Origin of the sequence: Microvirga lotononidis, assembly GCF_034627025.1 — a bacterium.
GTDB classification, from domain to species: domain Bacteria; phylum Pseudomonadota; class Alphaproteobacteria; order Rhizobiales; family Beijerinckiaceae; genus Microvirga; species Microvirga lotononidis.
In genome coordinates this window covers 1,915,326-1,929,238 of the sequence record NZ_CP141048.1, presented here as the reverse complement: position 1 = coordinate 1,929,238, position 13,913 = coordinate 1,915,326, and the positions used below count along the sequence as shown (strand labels likewise).

Below are 13,913 nucleotides of genomic sequence, written 5' to 3'. Positions count from 1 at the left end.
GTTTTTCTGGCCGGGGAACGGCGCGCGCATGATGGCGGGCGACGGCTGCGATTGGATTTGCAAGTGGATTGCCATGATCAATGCGAATTTGTTATGTTGTTTCATTGGCCGGTGCCGCCATTCGGCAGGTCAGCCACCACTGCACCCTTTCGCGAGACCAAGCCATGATCCGCACCCTTGTCCTCGCCCTCGCTCTCATGAGTGCCGGAACTCTGGTCCAAGCCCAATCTTCGGGTGCAGCCCAGCAACAGCAGGCGGAGGAAGCGGCCCTCGAAGCGGTGACCGCCAAGATGAACGCCTATGTGGCGCTGATGAACAGGACTCTCCGGGCCAGGGAATCCATCGAGCGCTACAAGAGCTGGGTCGACATGGACAAGGGCCCGGTCAACAAGAACCGGGCCTTCGGCGTCTACGAGCTCTACGATGTCACGGATCTGATCGCTGAGGCGTCGGACGCCCTCGGCAAGGAGCCGAAACTCACCGGACTGGATGCCAGCATGAAGGCCTATATCGAGGCCTATTCGCAGCTTGCTCCCATCATCGACGAGGCCAACACCTATTACGAGCGCAAGGATTACCTCGACGACAATCTGGCGCGCGGAAAACAGATCCATACGCGGCTCGTGCCGGCCGCGAAAGCCTTTCTGGCCGCCCGCGAGAAGGTGGAGCAGGATTTCCAGGTCGAACGGTCGAACCTTGTCCAGAAAGAGCTTGCGGCCATCGAGCGGCGCGAGGGCCGAAAGGCCAACTGGCACCGCACCAACCTGATGCTGGCCGCCCGGCGCGTCGTCGATCGCCTGCCGGGCAATGAAAATCCCATTGTCGATATGACCACTTTGGGTGCCGACGTGACCCTCTTCGCCGAGGCCTCCGGGGCGTTCGACGAATACAGGAAGTCCGACTCCAAAGCGCTCGAAAGCCTCAAGGGTCCCTTGCGATCGTTTCTGGCGGCGTCCCGCGAGTTTCGCGATACGCTCAGGCCCGTGAAGGGCGATCTCCGTCGGGCCGGAGGGCAGCAGGCGCAGGCGCTCGTGAACGCCTACAACGCCCTGGTCGGGTCCGCCAACAACGCGGCGGATTGATGAAGCGGGCCATCCTGGCACTCGTTTTGAGCACGATCAGCTATCCTTTCACATGGTGTTTCATGGTCCTGCTGTCTGGAGGACGTTTGGGAGGCCAAATGGCGCTGGGTCTGTCCGACGGCGTCCGTGACCTGCCGGACTTTCTCGAGTGGGGAACGTTTGGCGTGATGTTCTTCGGTATCCCCATTCTGGCCTGCATGGGCTTGTTCGCGCTCATGATGTTCGCGCTGCAGATTCGTTCGGCGTCGATCGTCATTGCCTTCGGAGCAGCTACGTCTTTCGCAATCCTCGCGGCTGGCGTCGCACCGAAAGGTGACTTCGTGAACTGGGTCTACCGCGACATATCCGAGATCATGGGATCCATTGGCGCCGGTGCGATCTCGGCGTGGCTCTATTGGCTGACCGCTCTGCATCGTCCATCGACGAAAACAGACGATGGTGCAGCGTCGCCATGAAGCGCCAGATCCTTGGCATCCTCACCGTGTCCGTTACAGCTCCGTACCTGGAAGCCGCCATTCTTTGCGCCTTCATACAAGGCCGACTGACCAGTCTATCAGATCTTGCCTGGGGCATTTACTTCATGGGCACCGTCGGCCTTCTGAAGTACGGATTTACCATTGTCGTTGTATCTCTTTCAGCGGCTTTGACTATGAAAAGCCTCGCTGTGAGCGCACCTGCGATCACAATCAGTGCGTATTCGTTCTTGGGTCTTTGCTTTGGAGGCCATGTCCTAGCATCCTTTGTCCAAAAGCAGTGGTGGCTGCTGCCCAGCTTCGGGATTACGGGAGCAATTTGCGGCTGGATCTACTGGCGGGTTGTGATGGGCAGGCCGTCATGAAGCGAAATATTCTGGGCGCTGCCATCGCATCCGTGGCTGCCCCTTACTTGGTGACCGTCTTTTCATGGATGGTTTATGTCCTTCAGGGGGACAATGATATTCTCCCTCGTTTGCTGGAATTCCCAGCTACTCTGATGATAGCAACGCTAGGCGTTCTTCTGTTCGGTCTTCCCATTTTTCTCGTCTCCCTGCTTCTCACTTTCCTGTTGCGATACGCACGTGCCGATACATGGTGGGCCGCAATCATCTCAGGAGGATTGATGGGTTTCTGCTTCTCGCTGTGGTTCAACATGGGCTCGGACCCAGCGCCGGATGCGCTCGTGTTCTTTTATCTTCCCTATATCCTTGCGGGGCCTATTTCAGGCTGGATCTGCTGGCGCATCGCTTCATGTGAGCGGCAGGGGACCTTTACAGAATAGAGCGTGCATGATCCGCTGGCTTCTCCTCATCCCCTTCGCGCTTCTCATCGCCATCGGCGCGAGCGGCACCTTCTTCCTCGTCGCCAGCATCGTCGATCCGGTCATGGCGTTGCTGACGGGGGACACGCTCTTCGTCGGCTTCTGGTCGCTGCTGGACGCCGTGTTCTCGGCGGAAGACCCCGGGCCCATCGTGGCGGACGCGTTCCTGGCCGTGGGCCGGATCGCGTTCACGCTGCTCGTCTTCCCGCCGCTCATGATCGCAATCATCAGCGAGGTGCTGGGGATGCGTAGCCTCGTCTGGTACGCGCTCGCCACCGGCATCCTGACGGCCGCCGTGCCGTGGATCCTGCGCGGCGCCGCGCGGGTCGGCTCGCCGGCGGAACTCCATGTGAGCCTCGTCCTCGGCCTCACCGGCGCGGTCGCCGGCTTCGTTTACTGGGCCATCGCCGGACGCGACGCGGGAGGGCGCAACGCAGCACCGTCCCTCCCCGGTGCCGCCAAGGAGTGAACGAAGACCAACGACGTAGGCCCGCGTCATGGCCGGGCTCGTTTCGGCCATCCCGCTTGGCAGAGCAGCCGCGGTGTCCTTCCCGGAAGGACGCATCAGCGGACGGGAAGGGACGTCATCGCGCAGCGCGTGATCGTGGACCCCTTCCCTCGCTTCGCTCAGCCTGAGGATGACACCCGCCGCGCGGGGGCCGGGAACGACGCCCCCATCGTCATGGCCGGGCTTGACCCGGCCACCCACGTCTTGCTTGCCACCGCTCCGTCCTGGTCCTGAGGAGCGGCGCCGCGGCGGCTCGAAGGATCGTCCTAACAAGCGCGGGGATGACCTCTCCCACGTCATCACCGGCCTTGTGCCGGTGATCCCGATCTCTTGAAGCGCCGCGTCTTTCCGACCGGGACGGCCGAGACACGCCCGGCCATGACGGCAAGGCTCCGAGAGCAACGTTATGTTCTAACTTTGTTCTTGACAGGGGGATGAACCTTGGCTATATCGTTGCACAGCCTGATCCGACGAGGGGCGCGCTTCGCGAGGCGTCGCACGGTGTGGGAGCAGGCACGGTCCTGTCCGCCGGTCACGCAGCCGGCGGCAGGAGGCCCTTGGCAGCCCTGTGCTGGTCCAAGTCGAAACGCCTAAAAGAACCGTGCGCGAAGCGGCCTTCCGGCTCTTCTAGCTAACTTAACACAGCGAGCCGGACGGCCCGTCGCGCCACCCTCGATCCCTGAAAGGCTCGCAGCGCAAGCTGCGGGCCCCAAGGTGCTGCTCTTTGACATCGACAGCGGAAGGCCGCGGCGCTACCGCGCCGACGCCGTCAGGATCTTGACGGCGAAGGCCGAGAACAGGCCGGCGAAGGAATAATCGATCCCGCGCATCAGCTTCGGATGTCCGCGCAGAAGCGCGATCACCTTGTCGGCCCCCAGGATCAGGAGAGCGCCCATGGGGGCGGTGAGCACGATGAAATAGAGGCCGAGGAACAGCAGCTTGTCGGCCGCGTGCGGATCGGCCGGGTCGACGAATTGCGGCAGGAAGGTCACGAAGAACAAGACGACCTTCGGGTTCATGAGATTGATCCCCACGCCCATGAAGAAGGTCTTCCAGAACGAAACCTCCGCCCGCCCCTCCTCCTTCACATGCAGGGCCGAGCCGTTACGCACGGCATCGAACGCCATCCAGAGGAGGTACAGGGCGCCGACGATCTTCAGCACCGTGAAGGCTGTAACGGAAGCGGCCAGCAGAGCCGACAGGCCGAGCGCCGCCAGGAGCGTATGCACGCCGCATCCCGCCATCGCGCCCAGCATCGAGGCCATGCCGGCCCGGCGCCCCCCGGCCATGGTCTTCGCCAGGAACAGGCTCATGTCCGGCCCCGGCGTGATGAAGAGCAGGGTCGCGGCGAGCGTGTAGGTGAGCAGGGTGCCGATATCGGGCAGGAAGGTCATGGGACGGATCCGGGCGGTGCAACAGGCGGATCATGCCTCAATCCCGTGTGCACGGCCACCGAAAAGCCGCTTGTTGAAAGGCCGCCTCTGCTCCATCTGTTGATCCCGGCAAAGGTTCGTGGAACCGAATCGCGAGAAGGACAGACATGAAGGCCGTGCTCTTACCCACCCGGATCCGCGTCGCCCTCACGGGCATGCTTCTGGCGTTCGGGCTGTCCGCCTGCGGAGTCAACAATGTTCCGACCCTGCAGGAGCAGGCCAAGGCCGCCTGGAGCGAAGTGCAGAACCAGTACCAGCGCCGGGCCGACCTGATCCCGAACCTGGTCGAGACGGTCAAGGGCTTCGCCCAGCAGGAGCGCGAGGTGCTGACCCAGGTCACGGAAGCGCGGGCGAAGGCCACGCAGATCCATGTGGACGCTTCCACGGTCACCGACCCCGAAAAATTCCGGCAGTTCCAGGAGGCCCAGAACCAGCTCTCCGGCGCCCTCGGCCGCCTGCTCGCCACCGTCGAACGTTACCCGGAGCTGAAGTCGAACGCCAATTTCCTGGCCCTGCAGTCCCAGCTCGAAGGCACGGAGAACCGGATCGCGGTGGCGCGGCGCGACTACATCGCGAGCGTGCAGGCCTACAACACGGAGCTGCGCACCATTCCCGGCCGCTGGATCGCCGCCGTGGTCTATCCCGACGCCAAGCCCATGGAGACGTTCACCGCCACCGCCGGATCGGACCGGCCTCCCGAGGTGAAGTTCTAAGCGGATGACAAGCACCCGGTCTTTCCCTTCCCCCGGAAGGGGAGAGAGAGTTCAGGCGCTTGTCATGGCGTCGCTTCTTTTCATCCTCCTCTCCCTCCTCCCGGCTCTCGCCCAGACCTTCCCGCCCCTCTCCGGCCGGGTGGTCGATGCGGCCAACCTTCTCAAGCCCGAGGAGCGGGCGGCTCTCGAGGCGAAACTGAAGGCTCATGAGGACAAGACCAGCGACCAGGTGGTGGTCGCCACCGTGCGCTCCCTCGAAGGCTACCCGATCGAGGATTACGCCAACCGCCTGTTCCGGCACTGGCAGCTCGGGCAGAAGAAGAACAACAACGGCGCCCTGCTTCTGGTCGCGCCGCAGGAGCGGAAGGTGCGCATCGAGGTCGGCTACGGCCTGGAAGGCGCCCTGACGGACGCCCTCTCCAAGGTCATCATCACGACGGCCATCGCGCCCCAGTTCCAGAAGGGCAATTTCGCCGGCGGCATCGATGCGGGCGTCGACGCCATGCTGTCGATCCTCACGGGCGATGCGGAGGAATGGCATCGCCGGGCGGAGGTGCGCGAGGACGACACCACGGGTTTCGATCCCTTCGTCGCTTTCGTGATTCTCGTGATCCTGTTCTTCCTGATCTCGCGGATGATGGGCGGGGGCCGGGGGGGCGGAATCCAGCGGGGACGCCGTGGCCCCTGGATCGTCACGCCCGGCGGATGGTCGGGCGGAAGCGGATGGTCCGGCGGGGGCGGCGGAGGCTGGTCCGGCGGAGGCGGGTTCTCGGGAGGGGGCGGCTCGTCGGGCGGCGGCGGCGCTTCGGGGAGCTGGTAGATGATTTCATCCGATGATCAGGCGCGTCTCGCCCAGGCGATCGGCGACGTGGAGGGCGAAACCTCCGGCGAGGTCGTCATCGTGCTGGCCGAGCAGGCCGGCCATTACCGCGAGATCCCGCTTCTCTGGGCCCTCCTCGCGGCCCTGATCACCCCTTGGCCGCTGATCTGGTTCACATCGATCGGCACGTCGCGGATCTTCCTGATCCAGCTCGCGGCGGCCCTGGCCCTGAGCCTCGTCCTTTCCTGGCCCAGGCTGCGCTATGCCCTGGTGCCGCGCTCCATCAAGCATGCGCAAGGCCACGAGGCCGCCTCGCGCGAGTTCCTGCGCCGGGGCCTCACCCGCACCCGGGAGAAGACCGGCGTGCTGATCTATCTGGCGCTTGCCGAGCATCATGCGGAGATTCTGGCCGATACGGGGATCTCGGACCGGGTCGATGCCCAGACCTGGGCTGACATCGTGGCCGATCTGACCGGCGCGATCCGGGACGGGCGCATGACGGAAGGACTCCTCGACGCCATCCGGCGCGTCGGCGCGATCCTGGCGGAACACGCCCCTCCCCGCCTCGACGACCTGGACGAGCTGCCGAACAAGGTGATCGTGCTGCCGTAAAGACAGGATTCTTCATGCGGGTGGGAGCCGGTTTCGCGTGAAGCGACCCGCGAAGCCGAAAGCCCGGCGAATCGGGCATGGGCTCGGATTTAAAGGCCCGGGCCTTTCGCAGCCCCCAGGATGATGCCGGGACGGGCCGAATCGGTGCTCTGCAGCAGCACCACATAAGCATCCCCGCCGCTGCGGGCGGTCTCCAGCGGCACCTCGAACCGGGCGGAGCCGCCGAGCCATTCGCCGACGCGGTTCAGGCCGCGCACCACGTTGGCATAGGTGATCGTCTTGCCCCGGTTCTCGCCGCGCTCGATCGGCACCGTCTGGGCCTTCAGGACGGGCAGGACCCACAATTCGGCGGCCCGGTGCATCGTATCGGGAGTCTCCTCGACGACGATCGCGACCCGGCCGTTCTGCTCATGGACGGTCACGTTCACCGGCAGGGTTCTGCTGCCTTTCGACGTCGCCTGGATGGCCTTCTCGATCTGGTTCCGGTCGGAGCCGATGCAGGATTTCTTGCCGTTGACGATCATCTGGGGCGTGAAGACCTGCCGGTCGCTGCGGGAGTGGGCATAGGCCTTCTGCCGCTCGGTGAAGGCCACATGCGCGAGCGTGTCCTTCCAGCCGAGATAATCCCAGTAATTCACCGGCAGGGACAGGGCGATGATGTCCGGCTGGCGGGAATACTCGACGAGGAGCTCGTCGGCCGGTGGGCAGGAGGAGCAGCCCTGGCTTGTGAACAGCTCCACGACCGCGCGCGGAGGATCGGCCAAAGCAGGCTGAAGGAAAGCGGCCAATCCGAGGGCCGCCAAAGTCAGTGTCAAACGGGACGCCATGGTGCCGCTATCGAACACGAAATCGACCTTAAGGGAAACTCACGTTACGTTGAGCGCCCGTCAAGAGGGTCTAATCCGACGCTTTGGCCGGAACCCGCCAGCGGCGGTGCATCCACAGCCATTGCTCGGGATATTCCCTCGCCCATTCCTCCACCACGGCCGTCATGGCCTGCATGGCACCCTGCACGTTGATCTGCCCGTCGGGATCGCGGGGCAGATCGAGCGGCGGCGTGAGCTGCAGGCGGAAGCGATGGTTCGGCAGGCGAATGACGCGCACGCCATGGACCGGGCAGTCGAACCGGCGGGCGAACTTGCCGAGAATGGGGTTCACCAGGGCCGGTCGGCCCATGAAGTTCACGATGACGCCACGGGTGAAATGCTGGTCGATCAGCATGCCGAGATGGCCGCCCTTCTCCAGGGCGCCCTGCATGGCGAAGGCCGCGCCCTGGCGGGCCGCCTCGAGGTTGCCCATGGTCTCGCTGCGGATCTCGTGCAGGACCCGGGCGATGGCCGGATCGTTGGGCGCGCGGAACACCGCCGTGGTGTCGAGCCCGAAGCGCGCCGCGCAGATGGCCGGCAGTTCCCAATTGGCGAGATGGGCCGAAAAGATGATCCCGGGCTTGCCGTCGTCCCTCAGGGACAGGAAGTGATCGATGCCGTCGACCTCGGTGCGGCCGGGCACCGTGCTGTCCGGGTCGAAATCGAACAGGCGGCCGAGATGCGGATATTCGCCTCCCGTGCGACCGAGATTGTCCCAGGCGGAGAGCGCCAGGGCCCTCACCTCGGCCTCGGACTTCTCCGGATAGGCTGCGCGGATATTGGCGAGCGCCGTCCTGTGCGCGCGCAGCAGCGGACCGAAGGTGCGGGCGAGCGCGGCCCCCAAGCCCCCCGAGCGCTCCGGGCCCAACAGCCGCGAGAAGGCGAAGACGCCGCGCACGACGCCGACCATGACCGTTCCGATCAGTCGCGAGACGAGGTTGCGGGAGCGGTGGGGTTGGTGCACGTCGTTTCGATTCCTTGCACGAAAAGCCGGCGGGGCCGGCTTGAAAAAGAAAAGGCCCCGCGTCTTTTTCGCGGGGAGCCCGTTTCGTCAAGATCTGCGGTCGCGGCGAATTGTTCTCGCCGTGCTCTCGCTCAGAACGTCACGATCACCTTGCCGAAGACCTTGCGGCCTTCAAGCCGCTCGAGACCCTTCTGGAACTCGTCGAGCGGGAAGACGGCGTCGATGACCGGGGTCATGCCGCCGGCCATCTTGTCCAGCGACTGGGCGATGTTCTCGATCCGGCACCCGAAGGAGCCGAAGATCCGGTATTGCTGCTGGAAGAGCTGCATCAGGTTCATGGTGGTGGAGACGCCGCTCGTCGAGCCGCAGGTGACGAGGCGCCCGCCGCGCTTGAGGCACAAGAGCGAGCCGTTCCAGGTCTCGGCGCCCACATGCTCGAACACCACGTCCACGCCCTTGCGCTTCGTGAGGCGACGCACCTCGCCCTCGAAGCGCTCGGTGCGGTAATTGATCACGTAGTCGGCGCCCAAGGCCTTGGCCTTCTCGCCCTTCTCGTCGTCGCCCACGGTCGTGTAGACCGTGCAGCCGATGGCCTTGGCCATCTTGATCGCCGCCGTGCCGATGCCGGAGCCGCCCGCATGGACGAGGATCGACTCGCCCGGCTCCAGCTTGGCGTTGTCGAACAGCATGTGCTGCACGGTGCCGAACCCAATGGGCGCGCAGGCCGCCTGCTCGAAGGAGACGCCCTTGGGCACCGGAATCACGAGCCGCTCGGGCCGGTTGATCAGCTCGCGGGCGAAGCCGTCGATATGGAAGCCCATGATGCCGGCGACGTTCTCGCACAGGTTGTCCCAGCCTTTGAGGCAGGCGCTGCAATGGCCGCAGGTTTCGGCCCCGTACATGGTCACTGGATCGCCGGCCTTGAACCGGGTCACGCCCTCACCCACGGCGGCGATCTCGCCCGAAGCCTCGACGCCCACGGCCTGTGGCATCTTGCGCTTGGCGAAGGCCATGCCGCGAAAGCCCCAGACGTCGAGGAAGTTGAGAGCGAGCGCCTTGACCCGCACCTGCACCTCGCCGGCGGCGGGCGGTGGAGGCGGCTCCATCTCGGTGATGCGAAGGTCACGGTCGCCGAAGAGCTGAAGGGAGCGCATGAAAACCAATCCTGGTCGTGTGGCCGCCGGCATCGCGGAGTGCAGCAGCCACGGAGAAATTCTTTTTCGGCGGCTTAAAGGGCAGCGAGGCCGATGACAAGTTTTGTGTCGTTCGCGGCCTTTCGGCTGCCGGACCCGACACCCACCACGTCATGGCCGGTCTTGTGCCGGCCATCCGATGCTGTGGAGTGCCGCGCCTCGATCGACCGGGATCACTGCCATGGATCCGCGGATCAAGTCCGGGGAGGTGATGACGTGGGAGGCGACATTCTCCGGCAAAGCATCGGCGCGGGTACGACAGGGGACCTACCGATGCACGCCGAGCATCGAGGTCAGCCCGCCATCGATGGGTAGCACCGTGCCGGTGATGTAGGCTGCGGGCTCGGACATGAGGAAGGCGGCGAGGCCCGCGATTTCCTCCGGCTTCGCGAAGCGTCCGGCCGGGATCTGCTTCTCCATGTTGTCGCGATAGGCCGCGTAAGGGGCCATCATGTCCGTGTCGATGAAGCCTGGGGCGATCACGTTGACGGTGACCCCACGCTTGGCGGTCTCGACGGAGAGGGTGCGGCAATAGGAGATCAGCGCGCCCTTCGAGGCCGCATAGGCGGCGTTGCCCGGATTGCCCTGGAGCGCCGCCACCGACCCGATGGCGACGATGCGGCCCGCCTTCGCGCGGATCATGCCGCGCATCAGGGCCTTGGCGATGCGGGTGAAGGACCAGAAGTTCACCTGCATGGCGGCTTCGGCCTTGTCCTGCTGCATCATGGCGGCAAGCGCGTCGTAAGGCTGGCCGGCATTGTGCACGAGGCCGAAGCAGCTCTCGCCCTCGATGGTCTCGCAGAAGGCTTCGAGAGCTGCCTTATCGGCGAGATCGACCTCATGCGCCTTGATGCTCCGGCCCGGATGGACCTGCATCAGCTCGTCGGCCAGCGCCTTCGCCGCCTCGCCCGAGGACCGATAGGTGAAATCCACATCGTGGCCGGCGGCTGAGAGCGCCCGCACGATGGCGGCCCCAACGCCCTTGCCGCCGCCCGTCACCAGAACCCGGGTCATCGTTCAAGCCCCTTTCGGCTCGGCCCCGAAGACGAGGCAGGTGTTCTGGCCGCCGAAGCCGAAGGAATTCGACAGCACGTAGTTCACCTTCGCGTCGCGGGCGACGTTCGGCACCACGTCGAGCGGAATCGCCGGATCGGGCACCTGATAGTTGATGGTCGGCGGAATGCGGCCCGTGGCCATGGTCAGGAGCGACATCACCGCCTCGACGGCGCCGGCGGCCGTGAGGGTATGGCCGATCATCGACTTGTTCGAGGAAATCGGAAGGCCTGCCATGCGCTCGCCGAACACGGCCGTGCAGCTCATGGCCTCCATCTTGTCGTTCTCCGGCGTGGAGGTGCCGTGGGCATTGATGTAGTCGATGTCCTCAGGGGAAACGCCCGCATCCTCCAACGCTTGGCGAATCGCCGTGATGGCCGGCATGCCGTCGGGCGAGGAACGGGTGCGGTGGAAGCCGTCGCCCTTCTCACCGCAGCCGAGCACGTAGCCCAGGATGGTGGCGCCGCGCGCCTTCGCGCTTTCCGCGTTTTCCAGCACCAGGGCGGCCCCGCCCTCGCCCATGACGAAACCATCCCGGTTCTTGGAGAAAGGCTTCGAGGCTCCTTCCGGGTTCTCGTTCTGAGTCGAGAGCGCCGAGAGCAGGGAGAAGCGGATGAGGGATTCCGGATTCACCGATCCGTCCGTGCCAATGCACAGGGCCGCATCGGTCTCACCGCGGCGGATCGCCTCGACGCCGAGCTGGATCGCCGTGGCACCGGACGAACAGGCGGTCGAGAGCGAGATCGGCGATCCCCTGGTGCCGAAGCGGTCGGCGACCCGGTCGGCCACCGTGCCGAAGATGAAGAGGTCGTGCCAGGGCTTGAACCGGCCCGAACCCGCGGCCTTCAGGAGATCCTTGTAGGTGACGTCGCCGGTCTGGCCCGAGGCGTCTGCCAGGGCTTGGCGCTGCGGCCATTCCATCTCGACCGGCGGCACCGCGATGAACAGCGCCCCCGGGAAGTCCTCCCGGGCGAGGCCGGACTGGCCGACGGCTTCCTCGGCCGCCAGCATGGCGAGGCGCTCGGACAGCATGGGGGCGCAGAAGGGCTCCACGTCGACATTGTCGATGGTGCCCGCAATCGTCGTGCGGAGGCCCTCCGTCGGGAAGCGGTTGATGCGGTGAATGCCGGATTTTCCGGCCGTGAGAGCCGCCCAGGTATCGTCCTTGCCCTGGCCGAGGGACGTGACCACGCCCATGCCGGTGACGGCGACGAGCGGACGGCCCTGTCTGTCGCGAAGTGCCATTGCCTTCTCCTCAAGCCTTGGTGAGCCGGACGGCGCCTTCGCCGCGCCAATGGCCGACGGAGGTGACGAGAGCCTCGCCGGCTTTTCCCTCTGCGATCAGCCCTGCGGCGAGCGCCACCCCGGTGGGAGCCTGCGCCTCGAGGGTGTGGCCGACGAGGTTGCCGGTGGCATGGACCGCCGCACCGGGCGCGATGTCCTTCAGCGCCGCCTGCTCTTCTTCCGTGATGCCCTTGATGCCGGTGGCGCCGGACAGCACCACGTCGGGCTTGGCGCCAAGCTGATTCGACAGGGCATGGAGCGTTTTCTCGACGCTGCCCGCCCTGCGGCGGGACCGGTCAGACGCCACGCCTGTGATGAGGGCGAGCGGCTTGGCCCCTCGTGCTTCGGCATGGTCGCGGGATTCGAGCACCAGGAAGCAGGCCCCGGAACCGAGGATCATGCCGCCACCATCGGCGGGGCGTTCCCAGACGGACGCATAGGGCTTCTTCCAGAGGAAGCCGCCCATCTCGTAGATCAGGAGCACGTCGGCCCGCTCGGCATTGTAAGCGCCGCCGACGAGGAAGATGTCGTCCTGACCCGAGGCGATCCGCTCCCGGGCGATCCGCAGCGCGTCGACGCCGCTCGATTCCTCGCCCATGAAGGTGCGCGAGGCGCCCGTCACGCCGTGGACGATGGAAATGTTGCCTGCCAGGAGATTGGACAGCTGCGCCAGGAACAGCGTCGGGCGCAGGTCGCCCATCAGGCGCTCGTTGAGGAAAACGCCCGGATTCTCGGCCTGCCGCAGCCCCGTGAGGATCTGCCCGTCGACCGCGTAATCCCGCTCGCCGCCGCCGGCGGAAACGATGAGCTGCATCCGGCCCTTCAGGGCCGCGTCGTCCTTCGCGCCGGCCGCATCCAGGGCAAGGCCCGCCGCGTAGCAGCCGAGCCTCTGCCAGATCTCCATCTGCCGCTGGTCGGACTTCTTCGGGATCTGCCGGTCCCATTCGAGAGCCGCGATCGGATGGACCGGGAACGGCTCGAAGCTCGCCGTATCCGTATTCGGAGCGCCGCCTGCCGCGAGCGCCGCCAGATGCGCCTCCAGGCCCTCTCCGGCACTGGACACGAGGCCTATTCCCGTAATGACGACGTCCCGCATCAAACCGTCTCCTCCAGAAGGCCGATGCGCCGCGCCTGGGCGCGCATCTGACCGTCCATGCCCTCGGGGAAAGGCATGATCCTGAACCGCAGCTCCGCGTCGCAGATCGGCTTGCCCTCGGCCAGGATTTTGGCCTTGGTCACGGCGTAGCCCGAACCCTCATGCTCCAGCTGGGCCTGGACGGTGAGCACCGTACCCGGTCCGACGAAGGTGCGAAAGCGCGCCTTGTCGACGGCCATGAGGAACGGCATGTGGGTGAAGCCCATGAGGCCGAGCACGAGATAGCCGGAGGCCTGGGCCATCGTCTCGGTCAGAAGCACGCCGGGTACGAGGGGATGGCCGGGGAAATGCCCTTCGAAGACGGGGCTTTCCTGCGGGACGGTGGATGACGCCTCGATCCGCTTGGTCTCGCGGTCGAGGCTCGTCACCCGGTCGATCATTTCGAAATATTCAAGGCGCATTCGGATCCCGTACCATGTCGCTCCCGGCGGATGAAACAGGAAAGGAATCCATGAGGCGGAGCGCTGATGGATCGCCTCTTCGAGCCGGCTTTCTGGCCGGCCCGCCGGGATGGCTTGCTTGTCGTTCAGGCCTGCTTGGCGGCCACGAGGGCGTCGATGCGAGCCACGAGGTTCTTCAGGACGAAGTATTCCTCGGCGGGAGCCTTGCCCTCGTTCACTTCCTGCGTCCACTGCTCCAGCGGCAGCTTGATGCCGAAGGCCTTGTCGATGGCGAAGGCGATGTCGAGGAAGGCGAGGGAGTCGATGCCGAGATCCTCGATGGCGTGGCTCTCGGGGGTGATCTGCTCGCGCGGGATATCGGCGGTCTCTGAAATGATGCCGGCGACGGTCTCGAAGGTGGACGACATGACGCCGCTCTCCTGAACTGCTTGTTGGTCTCAACGATTCAGCGCCGGCAAGCTCATCTTTAGCCCGGTGTCCAGCCGCTCTTTTCGTCAAGGAGGGTTGTTTCGAAACGCACCCCTTACACGAC

At 65.3% G+C, this 13,913-nt stretch carries 17 protein-coding genes; 8 read left to right on the top strand and 9 right to left on the bottom strand.

The annotated features are described in order from the left end of the window. The first annotated feature begins 164 nt into the window (after positions 1-164). The 5 genes from U0023_RS09185 to U0023_RS09165 all read left to right on the top strand — a co-directional run bounded on the left by U0023_RS09185 (position 165) and on the right by U0023_RS09165 (position 2,847). A complete protein-coding gene (locus U0023_RS09185; RefSeq protein WP_009493701.1) occupies positions 165-1,082 on the top strand; it encodes a YiiG family protein in 918 nt (305 codons plus the stop codon). 98 nt (positions 1,083-1,180) lie between these two features. After that, the gene (locus tag U0023_RS09180) at positions 1,181-1,537 is read left to right on the top strand and encodes a hypothetical protein (RefSeq protein ID WP_154661266.1); all 357 of its coding nucleotides are present in this window, start codon (positions 1,181-1,183) and stop codon (positions 1,535-1,537) included. After that, a complete protein-coding gene (locus tag U0023_RS09175; protein ID WP_009493705.1) occupies positions 1,534-1,920 on the top strand; it encodes a hypothetical protein in 387 nt (128 codons plus the stop codon). Before U0023_RS09180 ends, U0023_RS09175 begins: the two co-directional genes overlap by 4 nt. After that, positions 1,917-2,339, top strand: coding sequence for a hypothetical protein (locus U0023_RS09170; RefSeq protein WP_009493707.1), 423 nt, complete (start codon positions 1,917-1,919; stop codon positions 2,337-2,339). Before U0023_RS09175 ends, U0023_RS09170 begins: the two co-directional genes overlap by 4 nt. 7 nt (positions 2,340-2,346) lie before the next feature. Continuing rightward, positions 2,347-2,847, top strand: a complete 501-nt coding sequence (locus U0023_RS09165; RefSeq protein WP_009493709.1) for a hypothetical protein — start codon at positions 2,347-2,349, stop codon at positions 2,845-2,847. A gap of 791 nt (positions 2,848-3,638) precedes the next feature. On the opposite strand, the gene U0023_RS09160 is transcribed toward U0023_RS09165, so the two are convergent. Further along, positions 3,639-4,280, bottom strand: coding sequence for a LysE family translocator (locus U0023_RS09160; RefSeq protein ID WP_009490852.1), 642 nt, complete (start codon positions 4,278-4,280; stop codon positions 3,639-3,641). A gap of 146 nt (positions 4,281-4,426) precedes the next feature. On the opposite strand from U0023_RS09160, the gene U0023_RS09155 reads away from it, so the two are divergent. Genes U0023_RS09155 through U0023_RS09145 form a run of 3 tightly spaced genes read left to right on the top strand, consistent with a single transcriptional unit; the run spans position 4,427 to position 6,464 of the window. Next, on the top strand, positions 4,427-5,032 hold the full coding sequence (locus U0023_RS09155; RefSeq protein WP_009490851.1) for a LemA family protein: 606 nt from the start codon (positions 4,427-4,429) through the stop codon (positions 5,030-5,032). A gap of 4 nt (positions 5,033-5,036) precedes the next feature. Continuing rightward, positions 5,037-5,852, top strand: coding sequence for a TPM domain-containing protein (locus U0023_RS09150; RefSeq protein ID WP_040638250.1), 816 nt, complete (start codon positions 5,037-5,039; stop codon positions 5,850-5,852). After that, complete coding sequence (locus U0023_RS09145; RefSeq protein WP_009490849.1) at positions 5,853-6,464, top strand: TPM domain-containing protein; 612 nt, start codon at positions 5,853-5,855, stop codon at positions 6,462-6,464. An 89-nt stretch (positions 6,465-6,553) separates the two neighbouring features. Here the strand turns inward: U0023_RS09145 and U0023_RS09140 are convergent, their stop codons facing one another. From U0023_RS09140 to U0023_RS09105, 8 genes are all read right to left on the bottom strand, one after another. After that, positions 6,554-7,291 carry a DUF1223 domain-containing protein gene (locus U0023_RS09140; RefSeq protein WP_040638343.1) on the bottom strand — a complete coding sequence of 246 codons (738 nt, stop codon included), beginning with the start codon at positions 7,289-7,291 and terminating at the stop codon, positions 6,554-6,556. A 70-nt stretch (positions 7,292-7,361) separates the two neighbouring features. Further along, a complete protein-coding gene (locus tag U0023_RS09135; protein ID WP_040638249.1) occupies positions 7,362-8,294 on the bottom strand; it encodes a lipid A biosynthesis lauroyl acyltransferase in 933 nt (310 codons plus the stop codon). Between the two features lie 131 nt (positions 8,295-8,425). Then, complete coding sequence (locus U0023_RS09130) at positions 8,426-9,448, bottom strand: zinc-binding dehydrogenase (protein ID WP_009490846.1); 1,023 nt, start codon at positions 9,446-9,448, stop codon at positions 8,426-8,428. 306 nt (positions 9,449-9,754) lie between these two features. After that, complete coding sequence (locus tag U0023_RS09125) at positions 9,755-10,501, bottom strand: SDR family NAD(P)-dependent oxidoreductase (RefSeq protein WP_009490845.1); 747 nt, start codon at positions 10,499-10,501, stop codon at positions 9,755-9,757. A gap of 3 nt (positions 10,502-10,504) precedes the next feature. Continuing rightward, on the bottom strand, positions 10,505-11,785 hold the full coding sequence (locus tag U0023_RS09120) for a beta-ketoacyl-ACP synthase (RefSeq protein ID WP_009490844.1): 1,281 nt from the start codon (positions 11,783-11,785) through the stop codon (positions 10,505-10,507). A gap of 10 nt (positions 11,786-11,795) precedes the next feature. After that, positions 11,796-12,920 carry a beta-ketoacyl-ACP synthase gene (locus tag U0023_RS09115; protein ID WP_009490843.1) on the bottom strand — a complete coding sequence of 375 codons (1,125 nt, stop codon included), beginning with the start codon at positions 12,918-12,920 and terminating at the stop codon, positions 11,796-11,798. Next, the gene (locus U0023_RS09110) at positions 12,920-13,381 is read right to left on the bottom strand and encodes a 3-hydroxyacyl-ACP dehydratase FabZ family protein (RefSeq protein ID WP_009490842.1); all 462 of its coding nucleotides are present in this window, start codon (positions 13,379-13,381) and stop codon (positions 12,920-12,922) included. Before U0023_RS09110 ends, U0023_RS09115 begins: the two co-directional genes overlap by 1 nt. 125 nt (positions 13,382-13,506) lie before the next feature. Continuing rightward, the gene (locus U0023_RS09105; protein ID WP_009490841.1) at positions 13,507-13,788 is read right to left on the bottom strand and encodes an acyl carrier protein; all 282 of its coding nucleotides are present in this window, start codon (positions 13,786-13,788) and stop codon (positions 13,507-13,509) included. Between the last annotated feature and the right edge of the window lie 125 nt (positions 13,789-13,913).